This window comes from Roseomonas indoligenes (genome assembly GCF_017813365.1).
Classification (GTDB): Bacteria; Pseudomonadota; Alphaproteobacteria; order Acetobacterales; family Acetobacteraceae; genus Roseomonas; species Roseomonas indoligenes.
Genome location: NZ_JAGIZA010000013.1, coordinates 149,417 through 174,774 on the forward strand (window position 1 = coordinate 149,417; position 25,358 = coordinate 174,774).

The 25,358-nt window shown below is 69.2% G+C and carries 22 protein-coding genes; 8 read left to right on the forward strand and 14 right to left on the reverse strand.

Annotated features, from left to right (window positions below; genetic code table 11):
* The first annotated feature begins 594 nt into the window (after positions 1–594).
* Positions 595–4,290 (forward strand): PAS domain S-box protein, encoded by a 3,696-nt coding sequence (locus J5Y10_RS19655; RefSeq protein WP_209375805.1) that lies wholly within the window; start codon positions 595–597, stop codon positions 4,288–4,290.
* A 203-nt stretch (positions 4,291–4,493) separates the two neighbouring features.
* Here the strand turns inward: J5Y10_RS19655 and J5Y10_RS19660 are convergent, their stop codons facing one another.
* The 8 genes from J5Y10_RS19660 to J5Y10_RS19695 all read right to left on the reverse strand — a co-directional run bounded on the left by J5Y10_RS19660 (position 4,494) and on the right by J5Y10_RS19695 (position 13,897).
* Positions 4,494–5,516: a diguanylate cyclase domain-containing protein gene (locus J5Y10_RS19660; protein WP_280855572.1), complete on the reverse strand. Its 1,023-nt coding sequence runs from the start codon at positions 5,514–5,516 to the stop codon at positions 4,494–4,496.
* Positions 5,513–6,541 (reverse strand): chemotaxis response regulator protein-glutamate methylesterase, encoded by a 1,029-nt coding sequence (locus J5Y10_RS19665; RefSeq protein ID WP_209375806.1) that lies wholly within the window; start codon positions 6,539–6,541, stop codon positions 5,513–5,515. The genes J5Y10_RS19660 and J5Y10_RS19665 overlap by 4 nt, the downstream gene beginning before the upstream one ends.
* Before the next feature lie 37 nt (positions 6,542–6,578).
* The gene (locus J5Y10_RS19670) at positions 6,579–8,951 is read right to left on the reverse strand and encodes a hybrid sensor histidine kinase/response regulator (RefSeq protein ID WP_209375807.1); all 2,373 of its coding nucleotides are present in this window, start codon (positions 8,949–8,951) and stop codon (positions 6,579–6,581) included.
* Entirely contained in the window at positions 8,948–9,631 is a 684-nt protein-coding gene (locus J5Y10_RS19675; RefSeq protein ID WP_209375808.1) for a chemotaxis protein CheW, read from the reverse strand. Before J5Y10_RS19675 ends, J5Y10_RS19670 begins: the two co-directional genes overlap by 4 nt.
* Entirely contained in the window at positions 9,628–10,878 is a 1,251-nt protein-coding gene (locus J5Y10_RS19680) for a CheR family methyltransferase (RefSeq protein ID WP_209375809.1), read from the reverse strand. Before J5Y10_RS19680 ends, J5Y10_RS19675 begins: the two co-directional genes overlap by 4 nt.
* Positions 10,878–11,375, reverse strand: a complete 498-nt coding sequence (locus J5Y10_RS19685; RefSeq protein WP_209375810.1) for a chemotaxis protein CheW — start codon at positions 11,373–11,375, stop codon at positions 10,878–10,880. The genes J5Y10_RS19680 and J5Y10_RS19685 overlap by 1 nt, the downstream gene beginning before the upstream one ends.
* Positions 11,368–13,008, reverse strand: a complete 1,641-nt coding sequence (locus tag J5Y10_RS19690) for a methyl-accepting chemotaxis protein (RefSeq protein ID WP_209375811.1) — start codon at positions 13,006–13,008, stop codon at positions 11,368–11,370. The genes J5Y10_RS19685 and J5Y10_RS19690 overlap by 8 nt, the downstream gene beginning before the upstream one ends.
* 289 nt (positions 13,009–13,297) lie before the next feature.
* Positions 13,298–13,897 (reverse strand): hypothetical protein, encoded by a 600-nt coding sequence (locus tag J5Y10_RS19695; protein WP_209375812.1) that lies wholly within the window; start codon positions 13,895–13,897, stop codon positions 13,298–13,300.
* Between the two features lie 309 nt (positions 13,898–14,206).
* Here J5Y10_RS19695 and J5Y10_RS19700 point away from each other — a divergent pair, with 309 nt between their 5' ends.
* The 7 genes from J5Y10_RS19700 to J5Y10_RS19730 all read left to right on the forward strand — a co-directional run bounded on the left by J5Y10_RS19700 (position 14,207) and on the right by J5Y10_RS19730 (position 19,829).
* Complete coding sequence (locus J5Y10_RS19700; protein ID WP_209375813.1) at positions 14,207–14,632, forward strand: PqqD family protein; 426 nt, start codon at positions 14,207–14,209, stop codon at positions 14,630–14,632.
* Positions 14,593–15,648 carry a phosphoenolpyruvate carboxykinase (ATP) gene (locus J5Y10_RS19705; RefSeq protein WP_209375814.1) on the forward strand — a complete coding sequence of 352 codons (1,056 nt, stop codon included), beginning with the start codon at positions 14,593–14,595 and terminating at the stop codon, positions 15,646–15,648. The genes J5Y10_RS19700 and J5Y10_RS19705 overlap by 40 nt, the downstream gene beginning before the upstream one ends.
* Complete coding sequence (locus tag J5Y10_RS19710) at positions 15,645–16,337, forward strand: glycosyltransferase family 2 protein (RefSeq protein WP_209375815.1); 693 nt, start codon at positions 15,645–15,647, stop codon at positions 16,335–16,337. The genes J5Y10_RS19705 and J5Y10_RS19710 overlap by 4 nt, the downstream gene beginning before the upstream one ends.
* An 8-nt stretch (positions 16,338–16,345) precedes the next feature.
* Entirely contained in the window at positions 16,346–17,044 is a 699-nt protein-coding gene (locus J5Y10_RS19715) for a glycosyltransferase family 2 protein (protein ID WP_209375816.1), read from the forward strand.
* Between the two features lie 17 nt (positions 17,045–17,061).
* Entirely contained in the window at positions 17,062–19,023 is a 1,962-nt protein-coding gene (locus J5Y10_RS19720) for a nucleotidyltransferase family protein (protein WP_209375817.1), read from the forward strand.
* Positions 19,024–19,137: 114 nt separating this feature from the next.
* On the forward strand, positions 19,138–19,476 hold the full coding sequence (locus J5Y10_RS19725) for a hypothetical protein (protein ID WP_209375818.1): 339 nt from the start codon (positions 19,138–19,140) through the stop codon (positions 19,474–19,476).
* The gene (locus J5Y10_RS19730; protein WP_209375819.1) at positions 19,473–19,829 is read left to right on the forward strand and encodes a hypothetical protein; all 357 of its coding nucleotides are present in this window, start codon (positions 19,473–19,475) and stop codon (positions 19,827–19,829) included. Before J5Y10_RS19725 ends, J5Y10_RS19730 begins: the two co-directional genes overlap by 4 nt.
* A gap of 125 nt (positions 19,830–19,954) precedes the next feature.
* Here the strand turns inward: J5Y10_RS19730 and J5Y10_RS19735 are convergent, their stop codons facing one another.
* From J5Y10_RS19735 to J5Y10_RS19760, 6 genes are read right to left on the reverse strand one after another with little or no spacing between them, the layout of a single operon-like run.
* Positions 19,955–20,761: an ABC transporter permease gene (locus J5Y10_RS19735; RefSeq protein ID WP_209375820.1), complete on the reverse strand. Its 807-nt coding sequence runs from the start codon at positions 20,759–20,761 to the stop codon at positions 19,955–19,957.
* The gene (locus J5Y10_RS19740; protein ID WP_209375821.1) at positions 20,761–21,597 is read right to left on the reverse strand and encodes an ABC transporter permease; all 837 of its coding nucleotides are present in this window, start codon (positions 21,595–21,597) and stop codon (positions 20,761–20,763) included. The genes J5Y10_RS19735 and J5Y10_RS19740 overlap by 1 nt, the downstream gene beginning before the upstream one ends.
* 4 nt (positions 21,598–21,601) lie before the next feature.
* Positions 21,602–22,660, reverse strand: coding sequence for an ABC transporter ATP-binding protein (locus J5Y10_RS19745; RefSeq protein WP_209375822.1), 1,059 nt, complete (start codon positions 22,658–22,660; stop codon positions 21,602–21,604).
* Positions 22,660–23,712 (reverse strand): ABC transporter substrate-binding protein, encoded by a 1,053-nt coding sequence (locus J5Y10_RS19750; RefSeq protein ID WP_209375823.1) that lies wholly within the window; start codon positions 23,710–23,712, stop codon positions 22,660–22,662. Before J5Y10_RS19750 ends, J5Y10_RS19745 begins: the two co-directional genes overlap by 1 nt.
* Positions 23,713–23,735: 23 nt before the next feature.
* A complete protein-coding gene (locus J5Y10_RS19755) occupies positions 23,736–24,977 on the reverse strand; it encodes an NAD(P)/FAD-dependent oxidoreductase (RefSeq protein ID WP_209375824.1) in 1,242 nt (413 codons plus the stop codon).
* On the reverse strand, positions 24,977–25,354 hold the full coding sequence (locus tag J5Y10_RS19760; protein WP_209375825.1) for a RidA family protein: 378 nt from the start codon (positions 25,352–25,354) through the stop codon (positions 24,977–24,979). Before J5Y10_RS19760 ends, J5Y10_RS19755 begins: the two co-directional genes overlap by 1 nt.
* Positions 25,355–25,358: the final 4 nt, after the last annotated feature.

Genomic DNA, 25,358 nt, shown 5'->3' on the forward strand with positions numbered 1-25,358 from the left:
GCATCGTTCAAATAGTCGTTTAGCGGAACCTGATGGCGATGCATCCGGCGGCAGGGACGAATGGATCCGACAGCGCGGTGAACAGTCCTGAAAGGAGGCGCAGCCGTGCGGAATGTCGGCCGCGGGCGTGGCAGGGCAGCGCTGGCAAGGCTGCAGGTAGCCCAGCACCAAGCGGCTCCTCCGCACCCGGCCAGGATTTCGCAGGCTCGGGCCAGGAGAGCCTCCCCGGGCGGCGATCGTCGCGGAGCACAGGATAGCGCGACCGGGGGCGAAGGCGCGCGGCCTGACGCTCCTCACCTCCGAGGTCCGCTGCAGCACGCCGGCCGCGCGCGTCGACGGCCGGCTATCGGGTGATGGGAAGCCCGGCCCCGCCACCAAGCGGCTCGCCCGCTCGGTAACGCCGCCATCCCGGCAGAACGGGTGGTCCACATGGTTCGGGAGCGTGATGAGGGCCGACAGAGACGTGCCGAAGGTCAGGTCCTCGGCGCGCCCAAGCGGCGTTTTTCAACTTGCGGTTGTGTCATCCATCCAGTTTACTTATGTCGTCTCCCCGGGCCTTGCAGGTGGACACCTCATGGCACGTCCAGGAACGACATGAGGCAACGACCGTTCATGGTGTCTTCTTCGGCGGGCAGCGCTGGCGCGTCGGATCGCGAATGCGAAACTACGGGAACCTGGCATTCAAACCCGGCTGAGACTTTCCACCTTCTCCTGAACGGTGTTCAGCATCCCATCCTGGTCAAGGATCGCGAGGGCCGTTGGCTCGCGGTCAACGACGCAGCATGCGCCCTGATGTGTATCGACCGTGAGGAAGCGCTGCTTCGCACGGACCATGATCTCCTTCCGAGGGAACAGGCGGACCGGAACAGGGCCACGGACGACGAGGTTTTCGGTACGGGTAACGAGCAAAAGACCACTGAGCAGGTTGCCCTCCCCGGCGGCAAGGTACACGTCGTAACCACCCTCAAGCGCCTGGTCACGCTGCCGGGTCCGAGTGGCGGGGAAAGCTTCCTGGTCGTGTCCTTCACCGACCTTACGCACGAGCAGCAGATTTCGGGAGCACTGCGCGAGAGCCAGGAGGATCAGCACTACGCCTACGCGCTCAGCCCGCAGATCCCCTGGACGGCTGACCCGGAGGGCAGGATCCTTGAGGCAGGCCCGCGCTGGTTCGAATTCACGGGGATGACGAGGGAGGAACTCAGGGAAGCCGGATGGCTTCCTGCCATACACCCCGATGAACGGGAATCCGCCGGGCAAAGCGTGGCCGCATCGCTCGCAACCGGCCAGCCACTCGATTTGGAATGTCGCTTCCGCCTGCGCGATGGAACCTATCGCTGGTTCCGCGCCCGTGCGGCTGCACGCCGTGACGAGCACGGCGCCGTGGCCCGCTGGTACGGAACAACCGAGGACATCCACGACCGCAAGCTGGCCGAGATCGCCCTGCGAGAGAGCGAGACGCGGTTTCGCAAGATGGCCGACGATGCGCCAGTCATCGTCTGGGTTGCCGACCCGGATGGCACGGCAACCTTTTTCAGCCAGCTCTGGACCGAGACGACCGGCCAAGCCGTGAGCGAGGCACTTGGCTCGGGCTGGATGGCAGCCGTTCACCCCGAAGATCACGCGAAGATCGAACAGGCCTTCGAGGTGGCCGCCGCCCGGTCGGCACCGTTCCGCGTCGAGTATCGGCTGCGTCGGTCCGGCGGAGACTGGGCCTGGGTCATCGACGCCGGCCAGCCGCGCTTCGGCCGGGATGGAAGCTTCCTCGGCTATGTCGGTTCAATCCTCGACATCACCGAACGAAGGGAAATGGAAGCAGCCCTTCGGGAGAGCGAGGAGCACTACCGCTACTCCGTGGAATTGAGTCCCCAGATCCCTTGGACCGCCACCCCTGAAGGCATGGTCGACGAGGTCGGGTTGCGCTGGCACGGCCAGATCGGGATGTCCAGGCAGGAGACCCTGGGCGCGGGATGGGCGCGCGCACTCCATCCGGACGATGCCGAACGGGCTCTGCAGGGCTGGGACCGCTCCTTGAGGAGCGGTGAGCCACTCGACCATGAATACCGCCTTCAGCTCTCCGATGGATCCTACCGATGGTTCCGGGCCCGCGCCGCCGCCCGGCGGGATGCCGGTGGCCGGATCGTGCGCTGGTATGGCACGCTCGAGAACATCCAGGATCGCAAGGCGGCCGAACAGGCCTTGCGCGAAAGCGAGGCCTTCGCGCGCACGATCCTTGAGAACAGCCCGGATTGCGTGCGAATCCTCGACATCGAGGGCCGGCTCCTCTTCATGAACGAGGCCGGACATCACTTGCTCGATCTCGACAGCACGGCCGATCTGGATACGAAGATCTGGGGCGAGATCATCCCGCCCGAATACAGGGAGATGATCGAGGGCGCCCTGGCTGCCGCCATGGCAGGGAAGACCAGCCGCTTCACGACGCATCGCTTCAAGAGGGACGGCTCGGTGCAGTGGCTCGACACGATCGTCGGCTACATCCCCGGCGCGGAGGACCGCCCGGCCCGCCTGCTGTCGATCTCGCGCGATGTCACCTCCGTCCGCCAGGCCCGTGAGGCGGCGGAGACGGCGCGGCGCGAGGCAGAGGCCGCGGCCGCCCGCCTGTCCGCCGTGCTGGAGAGCACGATGGACGGCGTCCTCATGCTCGATCACGACTGGCGCGTGACCTACGCCAGCCAGAACGCCAGGCGATTGCTGCAGGATCGGGGCTTCAGGACCGGGGCGAGCGTGTGGACGATGTTTCCGGACGAGATGGATGGTGTTTTCGCCGCGCATTATCGCAAGGTCATGACGGAGCAGGTTCCCGTCGCGTTCGAGGAGTATCTGGCCTCGGTTCATTGCTGGTTCGAGGTTCACGCCTACCCCGCCCCGGAAGGCATCTCGATCTTCTTCCGAGATGTGACCCAACGGCGCGAGGCGGAGCGGGAGCGGCTGGCCGCGCAGGAAAAAATCACCCATATGGCGCGGCATGACGCCCTGACCGGCCTGCCGAACCGGATCCTCTTCCGCGAGCGCCTGGGCCACATCCTCAAGGATCGTCGCCCTGGGATGAGGACCGCGGTGCTCTCGCTCGACCTCGATGGTTTCGGGGCGATCAACGACACCTTCGGGCATGCTGTGGGCGATACTCTCCTGGGGCACGTGGTCGAACGGATTCAATCTCACCTGCGAGGTTCCGATACGCTCGCGCGCTTCGGCGGCGACGAGTTCGCCATCGTGCAACCGTCGGTCCAGCAGCCGGAGGATGCGGCCAGGCTGGCCTGTCGCATCGTCGCGCTCCTGTCGAAGCCCTTCGAACTTCACGGCCAGCAGATCATCATCGGGACCAGCGTCGGCGTAGCCATCGCGCCGGAGGACGGGCGGACGGCGGACGATCTTCTGAAATCCGCCGGAGTGGCCCTCTTCGGCGCAAAGTCGGAAGGCCGGGGAACCCACGCCTTTTTCAGGCCCGGCATGCATGAGCGCCTTCGGACACGGCAGGCCATCAAGGCCGCCATGATTCACGCGCTGCCCCGGGGTGAGTTCGAGCTCCACTACCAGCCGCTGGTGCGGTTGAAGACCGGAGAGATCAGCTGCTTCGAGGCCCTGCTGCGCTGGCGCCACCCGGAGCGCGGCCTGATCTCCCCGGCGGACTTCATCCCCGTGGCGGAAGAGACCGGGCTGATCGTATCCATGGGGGAATGGGCCCTGCGGGAGGCCTGCTCGCGGGCGGCAGGCTGGCCGGCAGGGTGCGGAGTGGCGGTCAACCTCTCCCCGGCCCAGTTCAGATCCGCCGGGCTTGTCGATGCCGTGTCGCGGACCCTGTCCGACTCAGGCCTTCAGCCCGAACTGCTGCAGATCGAGATCACCGAGTCCCTGATGCTCCAGGACAGCACGGCCAATCTCGACGTCCTTCGGGGTCTTCGAAGCCTCGGCGTGCGCATCGCGATGGATGATTTCGGGACGGGCTATTCCTCCCTGAGTTATCTTCGCAGCTTTCCCTTCGACAAGATCAAGCTCGACCAGTCCTTCGTGCGGGAACTTCCTGATGGGCAGGAGGCCCGGGCGATCATCCGAGCGGTGGCAGGGCTGGGGGCCACGCTTGGGGTCACGACAACGGCCGAGGGGATCGAGACGCTGGACCAACTCCGCATCTTGCTATCGACCGGGTATGACGAGGGCCAGGGCTATCTCTTCAGCAAGCCCGTTGCGGATCCTGATGTCGCGCAGCTCACCGAGGCCATCCGGAAGACGATGAGCTCGCTCCTTCAGGAGACGACATTTCCTCCCCTTTGAAGAGGCTGCCGCGCGGCGCGATCGTGGTGCGGGAAGTAAGGTCGCCGGGCAGAACGGCCTGCTACGCAGCGGGATCAGGCCTCCGGCAAGGTGCCGGGCCCGGAGATGGCGCGGCAGATCCGAAGACGGGACAGAGGCAGCTTCTCCTGACCGGGCCAGGCTGAATACCGCAGGCGGCAGGAATCCTCCGCCTGCATCCTCATCTAGGACGCGAGCGTGAAGCGATTCCGCCCGGCCGCCTTGGACTGGTACAAGGCCCTGTCCGCCGCCTCGATCAAGGCCGCCGGGGAGTCCTTCTCGTCAGGAATCCAGAGCGCAGCGCCGACGCTGACGGTGACATGGCCACCGACGCGGGACGCGCGGTGCGGCAGGCCAAGTGCCTCGATGGCGCGACATAGCTGGGTGCCGAGCTCATCCACCTGATCCCGACTGACCTCCGGCACCACCACGGCGAATTCCTCACCACCGAACCGGGCAGCAAGGTCGTCAGACCGGCGGCAGTGGCTGCTGATGGCCGTGGCGACCGTCTTCAGCACGTCGTCGCCGGCGAGGTGCCCATAGGTATCGTTGTAGCGCTTGAACTCGTCCACATCAATCATCAGCAGGGCGAGCGGGAGGCGCAGCCGCGCGGTGCGGCTCCACTCCGCCGCCAGATACTCGTCGAGATAGCGACGGTTGCTCAGCCCTGTCAGGCCGTCGATCTTCGTGAGGCGCTGGAGTTCCAGGTTGGCCTTAATGAGGTTCTGCTGGCTTTCCCGCAGCGCCGAATAGGCTTCGTCCCGCTGCAGCTGGTTCAGGTAGGCCCGCGAGTGATAGCGGAGCCGGGCAATCAGCTCGAGACGATCGGGCAGCTTGACCAGGTAGTCGTTCGCGCCGGCGCTGAAAGCCTCGCTCTTGATGAGCGGCTCCTCCTTCGTCGAGAGAACGATGACCGGCACGTCCCGCGTCGCCGGATCCTCGCGGTAGCGGCGCACCAGATCCAGGCCGTTCACCCCGGGCATCACGAGATCCTGCAGGATGACTGTGGGCCCGACCTCCTTTGCGGTGGCGATCGCCTTGGTCGGGTCAGAGCAGTAGTGGAAGTCGATATCCCGATGGTCCGCCAGGATGCGCCGCAGCGCCTCCCCGATCATCAGCTGGTCGTCCACGAGCAGGACCATGACAGGATTTTGGTCGGGGGCCGAGGCGGCGTTCGGCCGCAAGGTCGACTTGTTGTCCATGATCATGGCACTGGTTCCCTGCTGATTGAGCGCGATACCATGCTGACCAGCCGCGCAGCGATGCCGGGGAGCGGCAGGATCTCGGAGGCGGCGCCAAGCTCGGCCGCGGCTTTGGGCATTCCGTAGACGGCGCTGGATGCACGGTCCTGCGCGATGGTCGGCCATCCCTTGTCGCGGACAGCCTTCAGGCCCAGCGCGCCGTCCCGGCCCATGCCGGTGAGCAGCACGCCGAACGCCTCCCCCTTCCAGAACTGAACGAGGCTGTGGAAGAACACGTCTATGGAGGGGCGGTAGGCATAGTCCCGCGGGTGCGGTGTATAGCCGAGCAGAGACGCCGATTTCAGCGCCAGATGCGCCTCCCGCGCCGCCAGCAGCACGGTCCCTGGCGCAGGGCTGTCATTCTCCCGCGCCAGGCGCACCGGCATGGCCGAGTGGCCGCCGAGCCATTCCGCCATCCCCGCCGTGAAGCGTTCATCCACGTGCTGCACCATCACCACCGCGGCCGGGAAGTTGGCGGGCAGGCCACTCAGGACCGTGGCCAGCGCCGCGGGGCCCCCTGCCGAAGCCCCGATCCCGATCAGGGGGTAGGATGGCACCGTCTCAATCGCCCGCGGCCGGACGGGCGCGCCGCCGCGCTCGCCGACCAGCCGGCCGATCGCCGTGATTTTCCGCAGCAGCGGCGCCGCGCCCTCGTTCGGGTTGCCAGTGCCGATGGCGGGCGTGTCCACCGCGTCCAGCGCGCCGTGGCCCATGGCCTCGAAGACGCGGGGGACATTGGCGTCCACGCTCGCGGTGACGAGGAGGATGGGGCACGGGGTTTCGGCCATGATGCGCCGAGTGGCCTCAACGCCATCGATGCCAGGCAGCATCAGGTCCATCAGAACAAGATCAGGGAGGTTCTGGCGGCAGAGCGCGACGGCATCCTCACCCGTGGCGGCGATCCAGGCCACCTGGTGTTCCGCGGTCGCGAGAAGGATACGTCGCAGCACCTCCGCCGCCATCGGCAGGTCGTTGACGATGCCTATGCGCATCGCGGCACCCCTCTGCAGCGGCCCTTCTCCTGCACGGTCATGGCGCCGCCTCCCCGATCAGGTCCACGACGGCACGGACCAGCGTTTCATCGTGGAAGCTTCCTTTCGTGAGATAATAGTCCGCCCCGGCCTCCAGGCCGCGCCGGCGGTCCTCCTCGCGATCCTTGTAGGAGACGATCATCACCGGCGTGGCGCGCAGCCCCGGATCGGTGCGGATCATGCGCACGAGCTCGATACCGTCCATGCGCGGCATGTCCACGTCGGAGACGATCAGGTCGAAATGGCCGGTGCGGGCGGCGTTCCACCCGTCCACGCCGTCCACGGCCACCTCCACCTGGTAGCCGCGCTGGCTCAGCAGCTTGCGCTCCAGTTCGCGGATGGTAAGGGAGTCGTCCACCACCAGCACGCGCCGGCGCTGCTCCTTCGCGCCGGGGCCGGCGGCGGACACCTTGCTCAGCCGGCCGGAGGCAGTGAGCTTTTCCACCGCGCGCAGGAGGTCCTCCACATCCAGGATCAGCACGGGCGACCCGTTGTCCATCAATGCGGCGGCGCTGATGCCGGCGATCTTGCCCAGCCGGGGGTCCAACGGCCGCACGACAAGCTCCTGCCGCGCGAGGAGCCGGTCCACCGCCAGCCCGTAATGGACCCGCCCGTCGCCGATGACGACGACCGACACCTCCTCGCCCGCCACACCCCCCTCGGCAGCGCCGAGCAATTGGCGCAGCGCCACCAGTCCCACATGCTCTCCCTCGAAAGGGAAATGCTGCTGGCCCTCCATCGTCTCAATCGCGTCCCGGGGCAGCTTCAGCGTGCGCTGCAGTGCAGCCAGGGGCAGCGCATAGGGCTCGCCTCCCACCTCCACCAACAGGGTGCGAATCACCGAGAGCGTCAGGGGCAGGTCAAACTGGAAGCAGGTGCCCTGGCCGGGCCGGGTGGAAATCCGCACCACGCCGCGCAGCTGCTTGGCCAAGTCCTGCACCGCGTCCAGCCCGACGCCGCGGCCCGAGATCTCGGTGACGGTGCCCTTCATCGAGAAGCCCGGCAGGAACAGGAAGTCCAGCAGCTCCGTCTCGCCGAGCTGCCGGACCGTCTCCGGCGCCGCAAGGCCGCGCGCGAGGATAGCGGCGCGCAGCCTGTCCAGGTCCACCCCGCGCCCATCATCGGCCAGGGTGATGCGCAGCAGCCCTGCGTGGTGGCGTGCCTCCAGCCGCACCACGCCCTCCTCCGGCTTGCCGGCGGCGCGCCGCTCCTCCGCATCCTCGATGCCGTGGTCCACGGCATTGCGGAGCAGGTGGCCGAGCGGCGCGTCCAGCCGTTCCAGGATGTCGCGGTCTACGGGGGTGCCGCCGCCCGCGATCTCCATCCGGACCCTCTTCCCGAGGTCCCGCCCGAGGTCGCGCACCGTGCGCGCGTGCCGCCGGACCCCGGCCTCGAAGGGCCGCATCCGGCTCTCCAGGGCTTCGTCGTAGAGCCTGTGGGCCAGTTGCATGGCGCGGCGGTCAAAGCCTTCCATCTCGGCCAGCCGCTCGTTCAGGTCATGGCGGCACTCGGCCAGGCGCTCCCTCGCCGCCGCCAGCGCGGGCTGCAGCTGCTCCGCCTCGGGAAGGAGCAGCAGGGCGTCGCGCAGCGCATCGAAGGCGCGGGCAGCATCGTCATGCCGCCGGCGCAGCCGCGTCAGCCGGTCCGTGAAGGGCCGGAGCCGTCGCGCGCCCATCAGAGATTCTCCGGCCAGCCCCAGCAGGCGGCTCAGGCTCTCGGCCTTGATGCGCACGGTTCGGTCGGCCTCGGCGCCCTCCGCCGCGGGAGGTGGTGGCGCGGTGGTCGGGGGTGGGCGTGCGGAAGCCGCGGGTTCCCGGGACGGCGGGAATACGGGCGCCTGCCTGTCGGGCAGCATGGGTGCGCGCTCATCCGGCGGAGCGGGTGAGGGCACGTCAAGCAGGGTAGGCGCAGGTGGGGCGTCCGCAACGGGGGACGGGTGCGGGGTGACGGGCGCGGCCGCCGCGCCGCGTCCGGCCACCGAGCGGTGGAGCGCTGCAAGAAGCCCGTCCACCTCGCCCTGCATCGCCGCGACCGCTGCAGCATCTGCTGCCTGCGCGATGGCCCCCAGCAGGTCCACGCCGCGCAGGAGCAGGTCGATCTGCTCCCGCCCCAGGGTCACCTGCCGCCGCTGGGCGGCGACGAAGAGGTCCTCCATCACGTGGGTCAGGTCCACGGCGGGGGTGAGATCGATGATGCGCGCGGCTCCTTTCAGGGAGTGCGCGGCCCGCATGCAGGCCTCCAGCTGCTCGGCGGAGGTGGGGTCGCGCTCCAGCACCAGAAGGCCGGCCGTCAGCGTCTGGCCATGCGTCTCCGCCTCCATGCGGAAGAGGTCCAGCAGGGAGAACTGGCTGTAATCCTCGCCGCCGCTCATGCGACGCTTCTGTTCAGGCTGTCGATCAGCAGGTCTCCGTCCAGGCAGCCGACGCTGCGCCCCTCCCAGGAGAGCACCTGCCGCGTGTAGCTGGACACGGCCCGGGACAGGGTGGCCGGCGCGGCTCGCAGGCTGCCGGCCGGGCGCCGCTCGATCCCGTGCACCTCGTCCGCTTGGAAGACGAAGCGGTCGGACTGCCGGCCGATCACCAGGAACCGGCTCCGCGCCGCCACCTGCCGTTCCCGTGCCGCCGTGCCGTCCGGGTCCAGCCTCAGCAGCTGCGCGAGGGAGACGCAGATCAGCAGCTCGCCATGGATGTTGGTGATGCCCAGCAGCACCTCGCTGCGTCGGTGCGGCAGGGAGTGGAAGGGCCGCGGCTCGGCCACCTCCGCAAGGAAGCGCGTCGGCAGGGCCAGCCAGTCGGCGCCGAGCCGGAAGACCATGAGGGAGAGGGGCGGAGCATCAGGGCCCGCAGCGCTGCGCATCGGGTCGAAGGACAGGGAGGAGAAGCCACTCCCCCGCGCCACATGCCCGGTCCATTCGTCGAGGTAGCCCTCGGGCGCCTCCCGGTCGAGCAGGGCGGAGACCGCTCCGGCCGGCGCGGCGCGGCCAGCGCCCTGCCGCTGCTCCTGCGGCACGGGAAGGGCCCCCTCCCCCGCCAGGTCACCTTCGGCGCTCACGCAGCACCTTGCCCGGCCGAGCGCCGCAGGCGGTCACGCAGCATGCGCGCCCCGTTCGCGTCACCCTCCTGCTCCAGCAGAAGGGCCAGATGCGCCAGCGCCTCCTGGTGACGCGGGTCGAGGTAGAGCGCCTTCCGGTACCCGGCGATTGCCTCCTGCCGGTTGCCCGCCGCATCGCGCAGCAGCCCCAGGAGGTGGAAGCCATCGGCCGAGGGGCCATCCTCCCGCAGCACCGCCTCGCACTGCTGCACCGCCTCGGCGAGGCGGCCGGCATCCGCCAGCCGCTGCGCCCGCTCCAGGCTGGCGCGCGGCGCTGGCGGGACCGCGGGCGGAGAAGGCGGGAAGCGCAGCGGGGGGCCGGGCGGCGGCATGGCCGGGAGGGGCGGCGCCGGAGCGGGCGCCGCCATGCGCGGGCGCCGCAGCGCCTGGGGCGGATCGGACGGCAGTCGCACGGCCGTCTCGGCCGGCCGCGCCTTGCGGAAGGCGAAGGCCATCGGCAGCTTCATCCAGACAAAGTCCCGCCGCGAGGGGAGACCCGTCTCGGAAGGACCGAGGAAGAGCAGGCCGCCCGGCGCCAGCAGCCCGTGCAGGATGCCCAGCGCGGCGTCCTGTGTCGGGCGGTCAAAGTAGATCAGCACGTTGCGGCAGAAGATGATGTCCTGGCTGCCAGCGGCGGGCAGGCTTGCCGCGTCGAGCAGGTTGCCCTGGGCGAAGTGCACGGGGCGGCGCACCGCCTCGGAGGGTCGGAAGCCGCCCGGCACGGGTTCGAAATGCCGGTCCCGGAAGCCCAGATCCGTGCCCCGGAAGGCGTTCCGCCCGTAGATGGCGCGCTGCGCGAGCGCCAGGGAGCGCACGCTGATGTCGATGCCCTCGATTCGCCAGCGCTCCGGCGGGATGCCGGCATCCAGCAGCGCCATGCTGATGGAATAGGGCTCCTCCCCCGTGGAGCAGGGCAGGCTGAGGAGCCGCAATGGCGGCCGGTCCGCCATGCCCTCGCGCACCAGGCGCACCATGGCATCCAGCGCGCCGCGGTCCCGGAAGAACCAGGTTTCCGGCACCACCACGGCGTCGATGAGCTCCTGTACCTCCGCCGGTGAGTCCAGCAGCCTGGCGTGATAGGCCTGGATATCCGGCAGGGCGCAGGCCGCCTGTCGGGAGCGCACGGCCCTGGCGATGGCGGCCGTGCCGATCGTGGCCGCGTCCAGGCCGATCCGCTGCTTCAGGAGGGCCTCGATCCCGGCGAGCATCACGTCAGCTCCGACGGTTGCCGGAGCAGGGCCTGCCGCACCTCCGCCGGCAGGATCCGGCGGAGGTCGATCCACTGGATCAGCCCGCGTTCGTCCGTCAGCACCGGGCCCAGGGAAGCGCTGACCCCTGCCGCAACGCCTGGGGACAGGAAGGCTTCGGGCTCGCGGCGCAGCGTCTCGGTCGCGTGCTCGAGGATCAGCCCGAGCCAGCGCGGCCGCTCCTCCGGCTCCGAGGCCCGCACCAGCACGATGCGCGTGCTCAGCTTTCGCGGCGCGGGCCGGCCGAGGGCGAGCAGGCCGAGATCCACCACCGGGACCGGCGTGCCGCGATGATTGATGAGACCCGCAACGCCCCTGGGCGCGCGCGCCAGCGGGGTGACCTGCACCATCGGCAGCACTTCGCCGACCTGGGCGGCCTCGATCGCGAAGATCTCCTCACCCAGGCGGCAGAGCAGGAACAGCAGCGGGCGTCCCCCCTCCGCACCGCGCTCAGGCATGGAGGCGAAAGCGCGAGATGCTGCCCCGCAGCCCGGCCGCAACCTGGTTCAGTTCGTCGATGGCCTGGCTCGACTGCTGCAGGGACTCCACGGTCTGCGTGACCGCCTCACCGAGCTGGGCGAGGGCGTCGCTGATCTGGCCGGCGCCCACGGCCTGGGCCTGCATGCCCTCGTTCACGCTCTCGAAGCGCGGGGCCAGCCCCTGCACCTGCTCGATGATCCCGGAGAGCTGGCCGCCGACCTGCTGGATCTCCCCCATCCCGCGGCGCACCTCCTCGGAGAACTTGTCCATGCTCATCACCCCCGCCGAGACGGCGGATTGGATGTCCTTGACCATCCCCTCGATGTCGTAGGTCGCGATCGCCGTCTGGTCCGCGAGCCGCCGGATCTCGGTGGCCACCACGCCGAAGCCGCGGCCGTATTCGCCGGCCTTCTCGGCCTCGATCGCGGCATTGAGCGACAGGAGGTTGGTCTGGTCCGCCACCTTGGTGATCGTCGTGACGACCTGGTTGATGTTGCCGGCCTTCTCGTTCAGCACGCCGAGCTTGGCGTTGATGGAGCCAGCGGCGGCGGCAACCTGCTGCATCATCTCCTCCATCCTGGCGAGGCCGGCCCTTCCCTGCCCCGCCATGCCTGCCGCCTGGTCAGCCACGGCCGAGACGTCCTCCATGGTGCGGACCAGTTCCCGGGAGGTGGCGGAGATCTCGCGAGAGGTGGCGCCGATCTCGCTCGTGGTCGCCGCGATCTCGTTGGCAGTGGCCTGCTGCTCCTTGGAGGTGGCGGCGGTTTCGGTGATGGAGGTGCTGACCTGGATGCTCGAGCGCTGCACCTGGGCGATCAGCGCCGTAAGGTCCTCGGCCATGCGATTGAAGGCGGCGGCGACGACGGCGAACTCGTCCTGCCGCCTCGGATCCAGGCGCTGGCTGAAATTCCCTTCCCGCATCCGGTCCGCCGCGGCGACGAGGTCGCCCAGGGGCCGCGTCACCGCCCGGAACAGGACCCAGCCCAGGCCGGCGGCCAGGACCGCGGCCACGGCGATGCTGATCGCCATGCTGATCTGCGCCGCGTTGCTGGACGTGACGATCTGTCGGGTTGAGACGTCGGCACCGCGCTTGTTGGCCTCGATCAGGTTCTGGAGACCGGCTTGCAGGCGGGCGTTCACGGGCATCAGCCTGGCCTGCATCGCGGCCCGCGCATCCTCGTCGCGCTCATCCCGGCTCAGCCGCAGCACCTCCGTCTCGGCGGCAGTGAAGGGGCCCTCCAGGTCGTTCAGCGCGGCAAAGCGTTCCCTGTCCGCTTCCTCGTAGATGGAGTCCTCGTAGAGGCGCCTGAACCGCTGGATCGCGGCCTGATTGGCCTGCAGCCTCTCCTCGGTCTCCCGGCGGGCGTCCCCGGGATCCTGGAGAATATGCCCTTCGATCAGGGCGAGGCGCTGCGCCCAGGCAACATTCAGCTGGCCACTGGCATAGAGCCCAGGGGTCGTGTCCCGCGCCACGGCGATGGCCTCGCGCTCGATTTCGGCGAGCTTCGCGTATGCCAGTCCGCCCATGACGAGCATGGCCAGAAGCACCACGGCGAAGCTGCCCACGAGCAGCCCGCGGATCGAGAGCCTGTTGAGAACGCCATCCCGCATAGACCGCCCACCCCCGGGCCTATCAACCCGCCCCGCCTGAACTATTAGGGTGTATCGTGGTTGAAAACACAACCCTAGGTAGGGAAACCCGGCACAAAGGGCTTAGGTCGATAAGTTTAAGTAAAATTTCTTGCAATGGGCGAGATCCACGCGGCCAGGTCACCGCTGGTGATCAGGCCCGGGTCGTATTCACGTCAGTTCCCCGTCCAACCAGGCGTCCTGGGCCGCTCACCCCGTATCGATGCCTTGTCCATCCGGGGTTGGCAGCATGTCTTGTGCGACAACGCCATCAGGGGGCAGTGGAGGATGTTGGTTCCCCTCGGGCCATCGACGCTTCGCCCTGCCCGTGAAGGAAGCCAGGCGTGACATCCTGAACCGCGGCATCGGCTGCTCGGTTGCCCTGACCAGGGCCCGTCGCCTGCCCGACGAGCCTGGATATCTCGAGGAGCGCCTCACGGGGCAGCAGATTTGCCGAACGAGCGGCACGCTTGAGGCGCTGCGTGATCAGGCGCATCAGGCGCAGGTCGTCGTCGCGGGCGTCAAGGACGGCTCGGTCCTCCGGTGTCGCGACGCGGATGAACCAGCGTGGCCTAAGCTTCCTGACGGGTTGGCGACCTGTCGGCAGATCCAGCAGGTCACCGAGGATACGTCCGTGAAGCGAGATGACTTCGCAGCTGTGCTGGCGCACGGCGGTGGCCTTCCTGACAGGCTGCCGGACCTCAAGGCCGTCCGGAGAAAAGAAACCCTTCCAGCCTGTGACCACGATGTTGCCCTGTGGCGACACGGCACTGACCGGCAGGACATCTTCGAGGACGCCGGTCCTGATAGAGACGATGGCCACCTCCTGACCGATGAGGAATGAGCCATTGGGAACCGCTGCGGGAACCATGAGCAGGCATCTCCGGACCGCCCGCGGCGGAGCAAGGCGGTGTACGGCGCAGTCTGGGATTGCCGTACCGAACGAGGATGTGACCTATGTCACGGAGCAGCCCTCGGCACCTCGCCGAGCCATCTCGGCAATCGCGGGCAAACGCCGCCGTTCCGATCGGCCAAATGCGCCAGCAGTCAAAGGGCATCGGGCCGAGCGCATGTCGCCGTCAGTCGCTCCGTCCCGGTGACGCCTCCTCCAGAGGACGCTTGCCTCGGATCGAGGAGAATTCTAGCCTTCGTTTCGCAATCACATCCTCAAGGAGGCAATGTGGGCGGCGATCTCGATATGCTCTTCGGTCCAGCAGGGCCTGGCATCATCTCCCGGGATTTCGGGGATGAGATGGTCGTGGCGAACCTGGATACCGGGATCTTCTATAGCCTTGGCGGCTCGGCTTCCAGGATCTGGTCTGGACTGAACAGCGGTTACACCGGCCGACAGATCGCCGCTTCCTTTCCGCAGGACGCCGCCGCCTCGGTCAGCGAATTCCTGGCACAGCTCCTTGCGGAAGGACTGCTGGTTCCCGCCGAAGCCCCGGTGCTGAATCCTCGCGGACTTCCCGGCACTCCCACTTTCGACGCACCGACGCTCGAACGGTTCGACGATCTGCAAGGGCTGCTTCTGATCGACCCGATCCACGACGTTGGTGAGGCCGGATGGCCCTTGCTGCCGCAGACCGCGATAGCCGCCGAATAGCCTCCGAAGAGGACGGGTCGCTGGTTGCCGCCACCATCGCGGCAGCTGCCGAACAGCCGGCGGTCCAAGCCCGGCAGGTTGCGATCGGCAGCCTGAAGCTACGGCTTCATTTCCTGACACACGCCCTGGCCGCGATGTTCGCCGGCGCCTTCGCGGCGGCGCCGGAGGATGGCGCCGGCGGGGAAAGCTGGGAACTGACAGTCGCCGATGGGTCCTGCGGCATGCCGCCTCCGGCCCTGGTTCCGCCCGACCGTGACGGCGACATGCTCCTGCATGCCGATGCTGAATCCTACATCCTCTGGATGGGGCGCCACGCGCAGGCGCTGTACGCCGTGGACCGGCGGAGACGGCGTGCGCTCTACTGGGTCGAGGACGCGGCGCGCGTGCCGGCCTGGGAACGATCCCGTCCCTTCCTGCCCATCCTCCAGGCCATGCTCGACGGCACGCCCTGGATCGCGGTGCACGGTGCGGCCATCGCCTGGCAGGGGCGAGCGGTGCTGCTCGCCGGGCCAGGGCGGGCAGGCAAGACAAGCCTCGCGCTGGCCGGACTTGCCGCCGGGTGGCGCTTCGCGGGCGACGACTTCGTGCTGGTCCGCACCGATGCCTCACCGGAGGTGGCGGCGCTCTACGCGACGGCCCGACTGCGCGACGACATGCTCGGGCGTTTCGGTGCGCTGGAACCCGCGCGGCGCGAGATCTCTTTCGACGACGGCGAGCGACGGCATGAACTGGCGTTCAACACGCTGCCCGGACCGCTCGCGATCGGCGGCGCACCGCTCGCCGCCGTGCTGCTGCTCGACCGTCGCGGCGCAGCGAAACCGGTTTTTGCCCCGGTAACCCGCACCGCCCTGCTGAACGCGCTCGCGGCCACCACGGCCGTTGCCACGCCCGGCCATGAGCCCGCGCGGATGGGCAAGCTGCTCAACCTGCTCGCTGCGCCGCTTGTGCCGCGCCGCTTCGATCCCGGACGGGATTTCGCCGCGGCCCTCGCCGCCCTCGCCGAGGCCGTGGCGTGATCGGAGATCACGGCGGTCTGACGATCAGCGCGATCATCCCCGTGCACAATGGCGCTGCCCTGGTCGGCGAGGCGATCCGCAGCGTTCGCGCGCAACGGCCGCCGGTGCACGAGCTGATCGTTGTGGATGATGGGTCGGAGGACGGGACCGCCGCCGCGGTCCGGCAGACCGATCCGGAAGTGCGGCTGCTTCGGCAGGCCCGGCGCGGCCCGGCCGGCGCCCGCAACCATGGGGCCGCCGTGGCGAACGGAGACCTGCTCGCCTTCCTGGACCATGACGACCTCTGGCCGCCTGGGCGCAACGCGGCGCTGCTTGCCGGGCTCGCGGCCGATCCCTCGGCCGGCATGGTCTGCGGACGCCTCCGGATCGAGGAGATGCCCGGCGCCGTGCCCGACCCACGCCTTCGCATGGCCGACGGGGCACAAGTTCCGTTCCTCCTGGGAAGTGCGCTGATCCGCCTTCCAACCTGGCACGCCCTCGGCGGCCTCAGGGCGGTCCATGACCGGGCCGAGGACCTGGACTTCTATCTTCGCCTGCGCGAGGCGGAGGTGCCGGTCGCCATGGTGGATGCGCCGGCGCTGACCTATCGCATGCATGGCGGCAACCGCTCCCGCGCGGCGCTGGGCCCGGCGGCCATGCTGGCCGCCATGCGCGCGGCGGTGCTGCGGCGCCAGGGGGCGCCGACTTGACTCGGGGGATGCGGATCTCGGTCCTGCTCCCCTGCTGGAACGCCGCCGCCTATGTCGGGGAGGCCCTGCGCTCCGTGCTGGAGCAGAACCCGGCCCCGGCGGATGTGATCGCGGTGGATGACGGCTCGACCGATGCGACGGCTGCGGTGCTGGAGAGCTTCGGGTCGCGCGTGACCGTTCTCCGCCAGCCGAACCGCGGCGTCGCGGCGGCCTTGAACGCGGCGGCCGCCAGGGCCACCGGCGAGGCGCTGGCCTTCCTTGATGCCGACGATCTCTGGTTGCCCGGGAAGCTCGCCCTGCAGGGCGCGGCGCTGGCCGGGGATGCGACACTGGATGGGGCCTTCGGCCATATCCGCAATTTCGTCAGCCCCGAACTTTCTGACGCGGAGAGCCGCGCCCTCAGCGCCGTCACGGCGCTGGATCCACAGCCGGGCCTCGCCAAAGGCACCCTGCTGCTGCGCCGGACCGCCTTCGACCGGATCGGCAACTTCGAGGAGGAGCGACGTGGTGCCGATTTCATCGCCTGGTACGCGCGCGCGATGACGCTTGGCTTCTGCTGGACGATGCTGCCGGACCTCGTCTGCGCGCGGCGCCTGCACCGCGGCAACATGGGCCGGTACGATCGGGCCCGCCAGCACGGCGACTACCTGCTGGTCATGAAGGCTTACCTCGATGCACGGCGCTCCCGCCGCGAGTCCGGCGCCTGAGTGCCGTGCGGATGGGGTTGCCCCTGATCCCGGACCGCGACCGCTGGCTTCTGGAAGCCTGCCTGCGACCGCCATCCGAAGCACGGGCCGCCTTCGCGGCGTGGCGGGACTTCGCCGATCCGGCGGAGATGGAAGGGCGTGACCTGCGCCTTATGCCGCTCCTCCACGCCAATCTCCGCCGGGCCGGAGTGAAGGATCCAAAGCTGGCCTGGCTCGGGGGCCAGGCCAAGCACATCTGGCTGACGGGGGCCTTGCGGCTTCGCAGCCTGCAGCAGGGCCTGTGCACGCTGGAGGCAGCGGGGATCCCGGTGGTGCTCATGAAGGGGGCGGCGCTGCTGGCCCGGTGGCGTGCGGAAGCCGAGCTGCGCCCGATGGGCGACTTCGATCTCCTACTGCCGCGCGAACGGCTGCGCGACGCCCTGGGCGCGCTGCAGGCCGACGGCTGGGGTGGCCCGGCGCCCGCGACGGTGACCGAGACCGACCTGCGCCGCTTCCATGCTCTGGGCGTGCCGGGCCCGTCCACGAGCCTTCTCGACCTCCACTGGCGCCCGGCCGCGGCCATCGGTGACCCGGCCCATGCGGAGGGCGTCATGTCGCGAGCCGTCGGCGGCACTCTCAACGGAATGCCGCTGCGCATCGCCGGATTGACGGACCACCTGTTCGTGCTCCTCGCGCATGCCTTCCACGACACCGTGATCGGCCGGCATGACTGGGTGGCGGAGGCGGCGCTGCTGTTGCGGCATGGCGGGGAAGGGACCTGGGACTGGCCTCTGCTTCGCGGCCTGTCCCGACGGTACCGGTTGGAAGCCTGGACCTCGGAGGCGCTGGCCCTGGTCGCCGACATCGCGCTCCTGCCGCTGCCGCGCGGTGTGTCCTCGCTGCCCCGCTGGCGCCTGCCTTTCCAGAACTGGGAGCTGACGAGGCGCGGGCGGGAGACGGAGAGCCCGCTGGCCGCCTTGGCCCGCCGACATGGCGGGGCAGCCCGGGGCCTGATCTCGGCCGGCCCTTCGCAGCCGCCACGCGAAAGGCCAGCCTCGGCATTGCGGCGGGTCCTCCGTCAGGCAGGACCGCTAGCGGATTTCGCGGAACTGCGCTCAGAAGGGTTTAACGCCGGGCAGGATCATGGCGGCGGCTCCTTCGTCCAGGGCTGGTCGGTGCCGGAACCCATGGGGCGCTGGACGGACGGGGACACGGCCCTCCTGGTGCTGCGATGCCTTGGCCGGCCCGGCGAACGGCTTCCGCTGCGGATGACCCTGGTTCCCCATGTCCCGGAGGGAGCGCCTGGCCTGGCCGTTTCCATCTGGGCGGGCGGAGAGGTCGTCTCCCGGCGCGGCACCGAGCTGCTTCCCGCCCCGTTCGCGTTCCACCTGGAAGGCGCGCTGCACGCGTGGAGGGGGGAAGCCATACTGCCGGTGTGGTTCCGCTTCGAGGGACTCCCCTCGATCAGGAACCGGGTGCGGCACGACTGGGATCGGGCGCTCGGCGTCTTCCTGCAACGGATCGATGCGGCAATGCCGGAAGCCTTCCCGGTGCTCGACGGGGTAGTGGCCGTGGCCAGCCCGCGGGCAGCCGTGGCGGCCTGGTCCGGGTGGGGCGATCCGGAACCCTACGGCCGCTGGACGATCGGCAACGAGGCGCAGTTCCACCTCCGTCTGCCGGATGCAGGGGTCCTGCCGGGGCGGCTACGGCTGGAATTCGTATGCGCCTTCGCGCCCGACGCTTCCGGACAGGCCGTGGGCGTGCTGCTGGATGGCGCGCCCATGACCCGTTTCGTGCTGTCGGGCGCTGGCGCGACCGCCGCGCCCGGGCCGGTGCCGGGCGGCAGGTTGGATATTCCCCTGCCACCCGGGCTGCGACACGGTGTGCCGTTGATCGTTCGGCTGCGGCCCGAGCGGCCCACTTCGCCCTTGTCCGTCGGCTTCTCGAATGACCCGCGGCCGCTCGGGGTCATGCTGGGACGGATCGTTCCGCTGCCATGAAGCAGGCGCATTCAACTTGAAATGAAGACCTTCCCGCGGGCTGCCCGCCCGTCACCAATTTACCTTGGAGCATGAGGCGCCCTGAAGTCCGGGATATGGGAGCCTAGGTTACCGATGGCCTTCCCTTCCCATTCCATGGCCCTGGAATATGCTCCTCGTGGGTTGATCGGCGTACTGACGCCGCAGGCGAACACGACGGTGGAGCCGGAGCTTGCCGCGCTTCTGCCACCCGGCGTCGCGATGGTCGACGCGCGCCTCACCGGCCCCAGGCCGGGCATGGTGGAACGGCTGCTGGATTATCTTCGCGATCTCGAGGAAGCAGCGGCGCGATCCGCCAACGCCCCTGTGAGCGCCATAGCCTTCGCCTGTACCGGCTCATCCTACTACGCCGGCCCGCTGGAAGAGACCGCCATCGTCGCCCGCATGGTGGCGGCGCCCGGGTGCCGGTGGTGACAGCTGGGCAGGCCGTCCGGGACGCACTCCGGGCCCTGTCGGCGCGGCGCATCGGGCTGGTCTCGCCCTATCCGGATGTGCTGGCGCGCGCGGCCATCGGCTCCTGGGAGGCGCAGGGCTTCGGAGACGCGCGCGTCTCCGACTCCACCCTACGGCGCGGCGCATCCCACCCGATCTACGCGATGGACAGCACCGGCGCGCAGGCGGTGCTGGAAGCATTGGATCCCGTGGGCCTGGACGCGATCGTCATGCTGGGAAGGGGGATGCCGACCTTGCGGCCCATCCTCGCCCATAGGATGCGAGACGCGTGCCCGTGCTGTCCTGCATGTTGTGCCTGGCTTGGCGCAGCGTAGAGGCCGCGACGGGAGGAAGGGCTGACGCGGCCAGCCTGGAGGGCTGGCTCAGTGGAGAGACCTGGCGCCGGTGGTGACAGCTTCGGTACGAAATCGAGTAGGCCGGTGCCGGGCCTGACAGAACACTAGCGCGCGGGAATTCCCCCAGCCCCGCCGCGGAGGCGCCGAAGCAGCGCGTCGATGCCGAGGGCGAGAGCCGTGACGGCGATCAGCAGGCTCGACACCGCCGCAATGGTCGGCTCCACCTCCAACAGCAGGCTGTTCCAGATCCGGACCGGCAGGGTTTCCGAACGGAAGCCAGCCAGGAAGATCGAGATCACCAGTTCGTCGAAGGACGTCAGGAAGGCGAAGAGGGCGGCGGAGACCACGCCCGGCAGGGCGATGGGCAGCACGACACGGCGGAAAACGCCCCAGCGCGTGCAGCCGAACACCATCGCCGCCCGCTCCAGCACGGGATCCACGGTCCGAAGCGCGGATTGAAGGATCACGAGAACGACGGGCAGCGCGACGATTGAATGGGCAACGGCGATCCACGGCCGGACGCCGACGAGGCCGAGGCGCGAGGACAGGAAATAGATCGCCACGGCCGTGATCACGTGCGGCACGATCACGGGCGTGAGCAGCAGCGCGGCGATGACGCGCTTGAGCGGGAACTCCGCCCGCACCATCGCATAGGCCGCCAGGAAGCCGAGCGAGGTCGAGATAAGGGAAGCCATGACGGCGATCATCACGGAGTTGGCGATCGCCTGCCGCCAGCGTGGATCGCCCAGAAAACGCTCGTACCACTGGGTGGAGAAGCTCTCCGGCGGGAACTTCAGGTAGCCGTCGCCGGAGAAGGAGGCGATGGCAACGATGACGATCGGCGCCAGCATCCCGGCGCAGAGAAGCGTCACCATCACCTTGAGCAGGGTGGAACGCAGGACCGGACCCATCAGCGTGCGGCCTCCCCGGGCTCGGCGAAGCGGCTGTAGACCGCGTAGAGGGTGAGGGTCACGGCGAGAAGCACCACCGTCATCATGGCCGCAGCGGGCCAGTTCTGGGTGATCTCCACCTCCCGCTCGATCAGCATGGCGATCATGACGTCCGACGGGCCGCCCATCAGGGCGGGGGTCACGAAGAAGCCGATCGCCAGGATGAAGGTGATCAGCACGCCGGCCACCACCCCGTGCATGGTCAGCGGCACGAAAACGCGGCGGAACACCTGTGCGGGCGTCGCCCCCATTCCCTCCGCCGCCTGCAGCAGCCGGTGGTCCACCGCCTTCATGGCCGCGTAGAGCGTCAGCACCATATAGGGCAGCAGGACATAGGTCATGCCGATCACGACGCCGAGCCGGTTGTAGAGAAGCTGCAGCGGCTCCTCCACGATCCCCAGCCCCAGCAGGATCTGGTTGATCAGCCCGTTGCGCCCCAGCAGCACCATCCAGGCATAGGTCCGCACGATGGTGCTGGTGAAGTAGGGCAGCACGATGCATAGCAGGATGGCGGTGAAGGCCAGCCCCCGCGCGCGGGACAGCACGTAGGACATGGGATAGCCGATCACGAGCGCGAGCAACGTGACGACGGCCCCGATCCAGCCCGTGTTCACCAGGGACCGGCCGACGCCGCCGGAGAACAGCACCGCCTCCGCCTCCTCCACCAGCTCGGACCAAGTGGCGAATTCCTGCATCGAGCCGAAGAGGAACCAGGCAATCGGGATCAGGAACAGCGCGGCGAGCAGCAGGAGCGAGGGCAGCAGGAGCAGCAAGGCCCCCTGAGTGCGAATGGGCATCGGATCAGGCCGCCAGCAGCCGGCTGTCTTCGGCGCGCCAGCTCAGCTGTACCGCCTCGCCGGGCGGGTGCAGGGTGATCCCCGCCGCATTGGCGGCATCGCAGAGAACCAGGGCGCCCTCGGCCACCTCCACCTCGTAGCGGACGACATTGCCGAGGAAGGAGGCGTGGCGCACCCGCCCCGGCAGGGAGTTGGGCCCGGCCCCGGCGCCCGCGCCGGCGATCGAGACCTTCTCGGGGCGCACGAAGAGCCTGCCCTCCGCGGCCTCGACGCGCCCGACGCCGGCCTGGATCGGCATCCCGCCCGGCCCCGCGAAGCGGTCCCCGTCCCTGCGCGCGACGAGAAGGTTCGCCTCCCCCAGGAAGGCGGCGACGAAGGTGGAGTCAGGGCGCTCATACACCTCGCGCGGCGGCCCCATTTGCGCGATCCGGCCGTGGTTCATGATCGCGATCCGGTCGGACATGGTGAGCGCCTCCTCCTGGTCGTGGGTGACGTAGATCACCGTCGTGCCCAGGCGGCGCGAGATCTCCTTGATCTCCACCTGCATGTGGTAGCGCAGGTTCTTGTCCAGCGCGCCCAGCGGCTCGTCCATCAGCACCACGCGCGGATGCGCGACAATGGCGCGCGCCAGCGCCACGCGCTGCTGCTGCCCGCCGGAGAGCTGCCGGGCGTAGCGCCGCTCGAACCCCGTCAGCTTAACCATGGCCAGGGCCTCGGTGACCCGGGCCTGGATCTCGGCCTTGGGCGCACCCTTCACGGAGAGCGGGAAGGCCACGTTCTCCGCCACGTCGAGATGCGGGAAGATCGCGTAGTTCTGGAACACCATACCAAGCCCGCGCCCGCGCGGCGGGACATGGGTCATGTCCTGACCGTTCAGCATCACGCGCCCCGCATCGGCCGTGACGAAGCCGGCCAGCATGGAGAGCGTGGTGGTCTTGCCGCTGCCGGAGGGACCGAGCAGCGTGAAGAACTCCCCCGGCGGAATGGTGAGGGACACGTCCGACACCACCGTCTCCGAGCCGTATCGCTTCGTCACGCCCTCAAGGGCGACTGCACCCTCCATCAGCGCTGCACCCAGCGGGACCAGGTGCGGCTGACGCGGTCCCGGTTGTCCTCCCACCACTCGATGTTCTGGTAGAAGCCCGTCCGCAGGGACTGCTCGCCGCCCGGCATGCGCTCCCGCTCCTCCGCGCTCAGCAGCGGGAACGATTGCTTGTTGGTGGGGCCGTAGATCAGCGGCTTGGCATATTCCGCCTGCACCGCGGGCTGCATCATGAAGTCGATCAGCTTCTGCGCACCCTCGACGTTGCGCGCGTCCTTGAAGACGCCGAGCGCCTGCACCTGGATCATGTGCTCGTTCCAGGTGTAGCCGAGCTTGGCGCCGCGATCGATCAGCACCTGCAGCCGCCCGTTCCAGATGGAACCGGCCACCACCTCCTTGTCGGACAGCATCTGGCCGGAGAGGGCGCCGGTGTCCCAGAAACGGCGGATCTGCGGACGGATGCGGTCCATCACGCGCAGCGCGCGGTCGATGTCGATCGGGTAGAGCTTGTCACGCGGCACGCCATCCGCCAGCAGCGCGAATTCGAGGCTGGCCGAGCCCGCCGCCATGTCCGTGAGCATCCGCGGGCCGGGAAAGCGCCCGGCATCCCAGAAGTCCTTCCAGGAGGCCGGCGGGTTCGCCCCGAAATGCTCGGTGCTGTAGCCGAGCACGCTGGCATAGACGAAGTTGCCGACGCGGTGGGACAGCTTCACCTCGGGGTTGATGTCCTCGGGCTTGGAACGGGTCCAGCTGTCATAGGCGATGGGCGCCAGCGCCCCCATCCGCTCCAGCCGCATCAGCTGGTGGTCGCCGGTGTCGATCAGGTCCAGCTCCACGTTCCCCGCCCGGAACATGGCGAGCAGCTTGGCGGCCGTGGCCGCCACGGGGCGCACCTCGATGCCGGTCTCCCGCGTGAAGGGGTCATAGACCACGCGCCGCATCACGTCGTCATAGGTGCCGCCGGGCGTGCGGACGATCACCTCGCCCGCCGCATGCGCGCGGCGCGAGAGAAGGGCTGGTGCGGCGAGCGCCATGCCGAGAAGCAGGCGCCTGGGAATGGTCGCGGAAGCCATGGTTCGCCCTTTCGATGAGTGGATCAGCGGAAGCGGGTGATGGAATAGGATGACACGTCGATGGCGGGAACCTGACCAAGAATCATGCCGGCGACGAGGGCGCCGCTCGGCGGCCCGCCGGTCATGCCGAAATGGCCGTGCCCGAAGCAGAGATGCAGGCCGGGATGCCCGGGCACGGGGCCGAGCACCGGCAGGCTGTCCGGCGTGGAGGGCCGGAAGCCCATCCACAGGCGCGGCTCGCCCGCCCGCATCTCCGGGAAAAGCTGGAGCAGGTGCCCCATGAGCCGGGCCGCGCGCCGCTCGTCCGGCGGCGCCTCCAGCCCCGCGATTTCCACCGTGCCCGCGACGCGGAGCCCCTCCTCCATCGGCGTCACGCCGAAGTTCCGGGACTTGTAGAGGATCGGCAGCCGCGGCTCGATGCTCGGGGACGGCAGCATCAGGTGGTAGCCGCGCTCGGTCTCCAACGGGACGGAGACGCCGAGCGGATCGAGCAGCCCGCGGGACCAGGCGCCACCCGCGACGACGACCTGGCCGGCCCGCAGGTTGTCGGTGTTGGTCATCACCGTCCACCCGCCGCTGCCGTCCGGGATCAGCTTCATGGCCCGCTGCGGCAGGATGGTGCCGCCCGCCTCCAGCAGCAGCTCGGCCAGGCGGCGCACGGCGCGGGGCGGGCTCACCGTGTGGCCGTTGCCAGGGATTAACAGGCCCCGGGAGACGTGGCGGGCGATGCCGGGGAAGATCTGGCGGATGTCGTCCTGGCCCAGCTCCTGAGCCTCGATCCCATGGCGCTGACGCAGCCCGCGCTCCAGCACCGCGCCGGGGGTTTCCTCCGCCTCGTCCCAGAGCTGGACCTGGCCGTTGCGGCGAATCAGCGCTGAGTAGTCCGGCCCCAGCAGGTCGCGCCAGGCATCGAAGGCGCCACCGTGCAGGCGGGCCATGGCATCCGATATGGCCCGCACGCGGTCCATCCGGCCGGCGCGGATCCACCGCGCCAGCCAGGGCGCGGCCCGGGGCAGGTAGGCGGGCCGCACCGCCAGCGGCCCGAGCGGATCCGCGAGCCAGGACGGCACCTTGCGCAGCATGCCCGGCAGCGCGATGGGCACCACCGTTTCGGCGCTGATCAGCCCGGCATTGCCGAAGGAAGCGCCGCCCGCCGGGCCCAGCGGGTCGATCACCGTCACGCGGCGCCCCGCACGCGCCAGCGGCAGCGCGGAGGAGAGCCCGGCGACGCCTGCGCCGAGGACAATGATCTCCGCCGGTTGCATCAGCCCAGATGCGCCGTCGCGATCAGCTCAATCCGCATGCCGGGCGCGAGCAGTTCCTTCGCGACCACCGTGGCGCGGCAGGGATAGGGCTCCTGGAAATACTCGCGGTACACGGCGTTCATGCCGGCCGCATCTGCCGGATCAATCAGGTAGACCTGGCAGAGCATGACATCGGCCAGGCTGCCGCCCGCGCCCTTCAGGGCCATGCGCAGGTTGTCCAGCGTCCGGCGCGTCTGGACGGTGATATCGCCATCAATGATCGCCCCACTCACCGGGTCCTTGGGAACCTGCGCGGAGATCACGAGGTTACCCTTCTTCACGGTGCCGCTGATCGGCCCCTTGGACGGCACGATGCCGGTATCGACGACGTCGAACATGGTG

Bases quoted from the DNA above. Each gene is read 5' to 3' on its own strand.
- J5Y10_RS19745 (WP_209375822.1), bottom strand. From the start codon at position 22,660: ATGGAGGGTGCAGTCGCCCTTGAGGGCGTGACGAAGCGATACGGCTCG.
- J5Y10_RS19755 (WP_209375824.1), bottom strand. From the start codon at position 24,977: ATGCAACCGGCGGAGATCATTGTCCTCGGCGCAGGCGTCGCCGGGCTC.
- J5Y10_RS19735 (WP_209375820.1), bottom strand. From the start codon at position 20,761: ATGGGTCCGGTCCTGCGTTCCACCCTGCTCAAGGTGATGGTGACGCTT.
- J5Y10_RS19695 (WP_209375812.1), bottom strand. From the start codon at position 13,897: ATGGTTCCCGCAGCGGTTCCCAATGGCTCATTCCTCATCGGTCAGGAG.
- J5Y10_RS19680 (WP_209375809.1), bottom strand. From the start codon at position 10,878: ATGCTCGCCGGGATCGAGGCCCTCCTGAAGCAGCGGATCGGCCTGGAC.
- J5Y10_RS19670 (WP_209375807.1), bottom strand. From the start codon at position 8,951: ATGAGCGGCGGCGAGGATTACAGCCAGTTCTCCCTGCTGGACCTCTTC.
- J5Y10_RS19685 (WP_209375810.1), bottom strand. From the start codon at position 11,375: ATGCCTGAGCGCGGTGCGGAGGGGGGACGCCCGCTGCTGTTCCTGCTC.
- J5Y10_RS19715 (WP_209375816.1), top strand. From the start codon at position 16,346: ATGCGGATCTCGGTCCTGCTCCCCTGCTGGAACGCCGCCGCCTATGTC.
- J5Y10_RS19705 (WP_209375814.1), top strand. From the start codon at position 14,593: ATGGCCCTTGCTGCCGCAGACCGCGATAGCCGCCGAATAGCCTCCGAA.
- J5Y10_RS19660 (WP_280855572.1), bottom strand. From the start codon at position 5,516: ATGATCATGGACAACAAGTCGACCTTGCGGCCGAACGCCGCCTCGGCC.
- J5Y10_RS19740 (WP_209375821.1), bottom strand. From the start codon at position 21,597: ATGCCCATTCGCACTCAGGGGGCCTTGCTGCTCCTGCTGCCCTCGCTC.
- J5Y10_RS19725 (WP_209375818.1), top strand. From the start codon at position 19,138: ATGGCCTTCCCTTCCCATTCCATGGCCCTGGAATATGCTCCTCGTGGG.
- J5Y10_RS19655 (WP_209375805.1), top strand. From the start codon at position 595: ATGAGGCAACGACCGTTCATGGTGTCTTCTTCGGCGGGCAGCGCTGGC.
- J5Y10_RS19750 (WP_209375823.1), bottom strand. From the start codon at position 23,712: ATGGCTTCCGCGACCATTCCCAGGCGCCTGCTTCTCGGCATGGCGCTC.
- J5Y10_RS19690 (WP_209375811.1), bottom strand. From the start codon at position 13,008: ATGCGGGATGGCGTTCTCAACAGGCTCTCGATCCGCGGGCTGCTCGTG.
- J5Y10_RS19760 (WP_209375825.1), bottom strand. From the start codon at position 25,354: ATGTTCGACGTCGTCGATACCGGCATCGTGCCGTCCAAGGGGCCGATC.
- J5Y10_RS19665 (WP_209375806.1), bottom strand. From the start codon at position 6,541: ATGCGCATAGGCATCGTCAACGACCTGCCGATGGCGGCGGAGGTGCTG.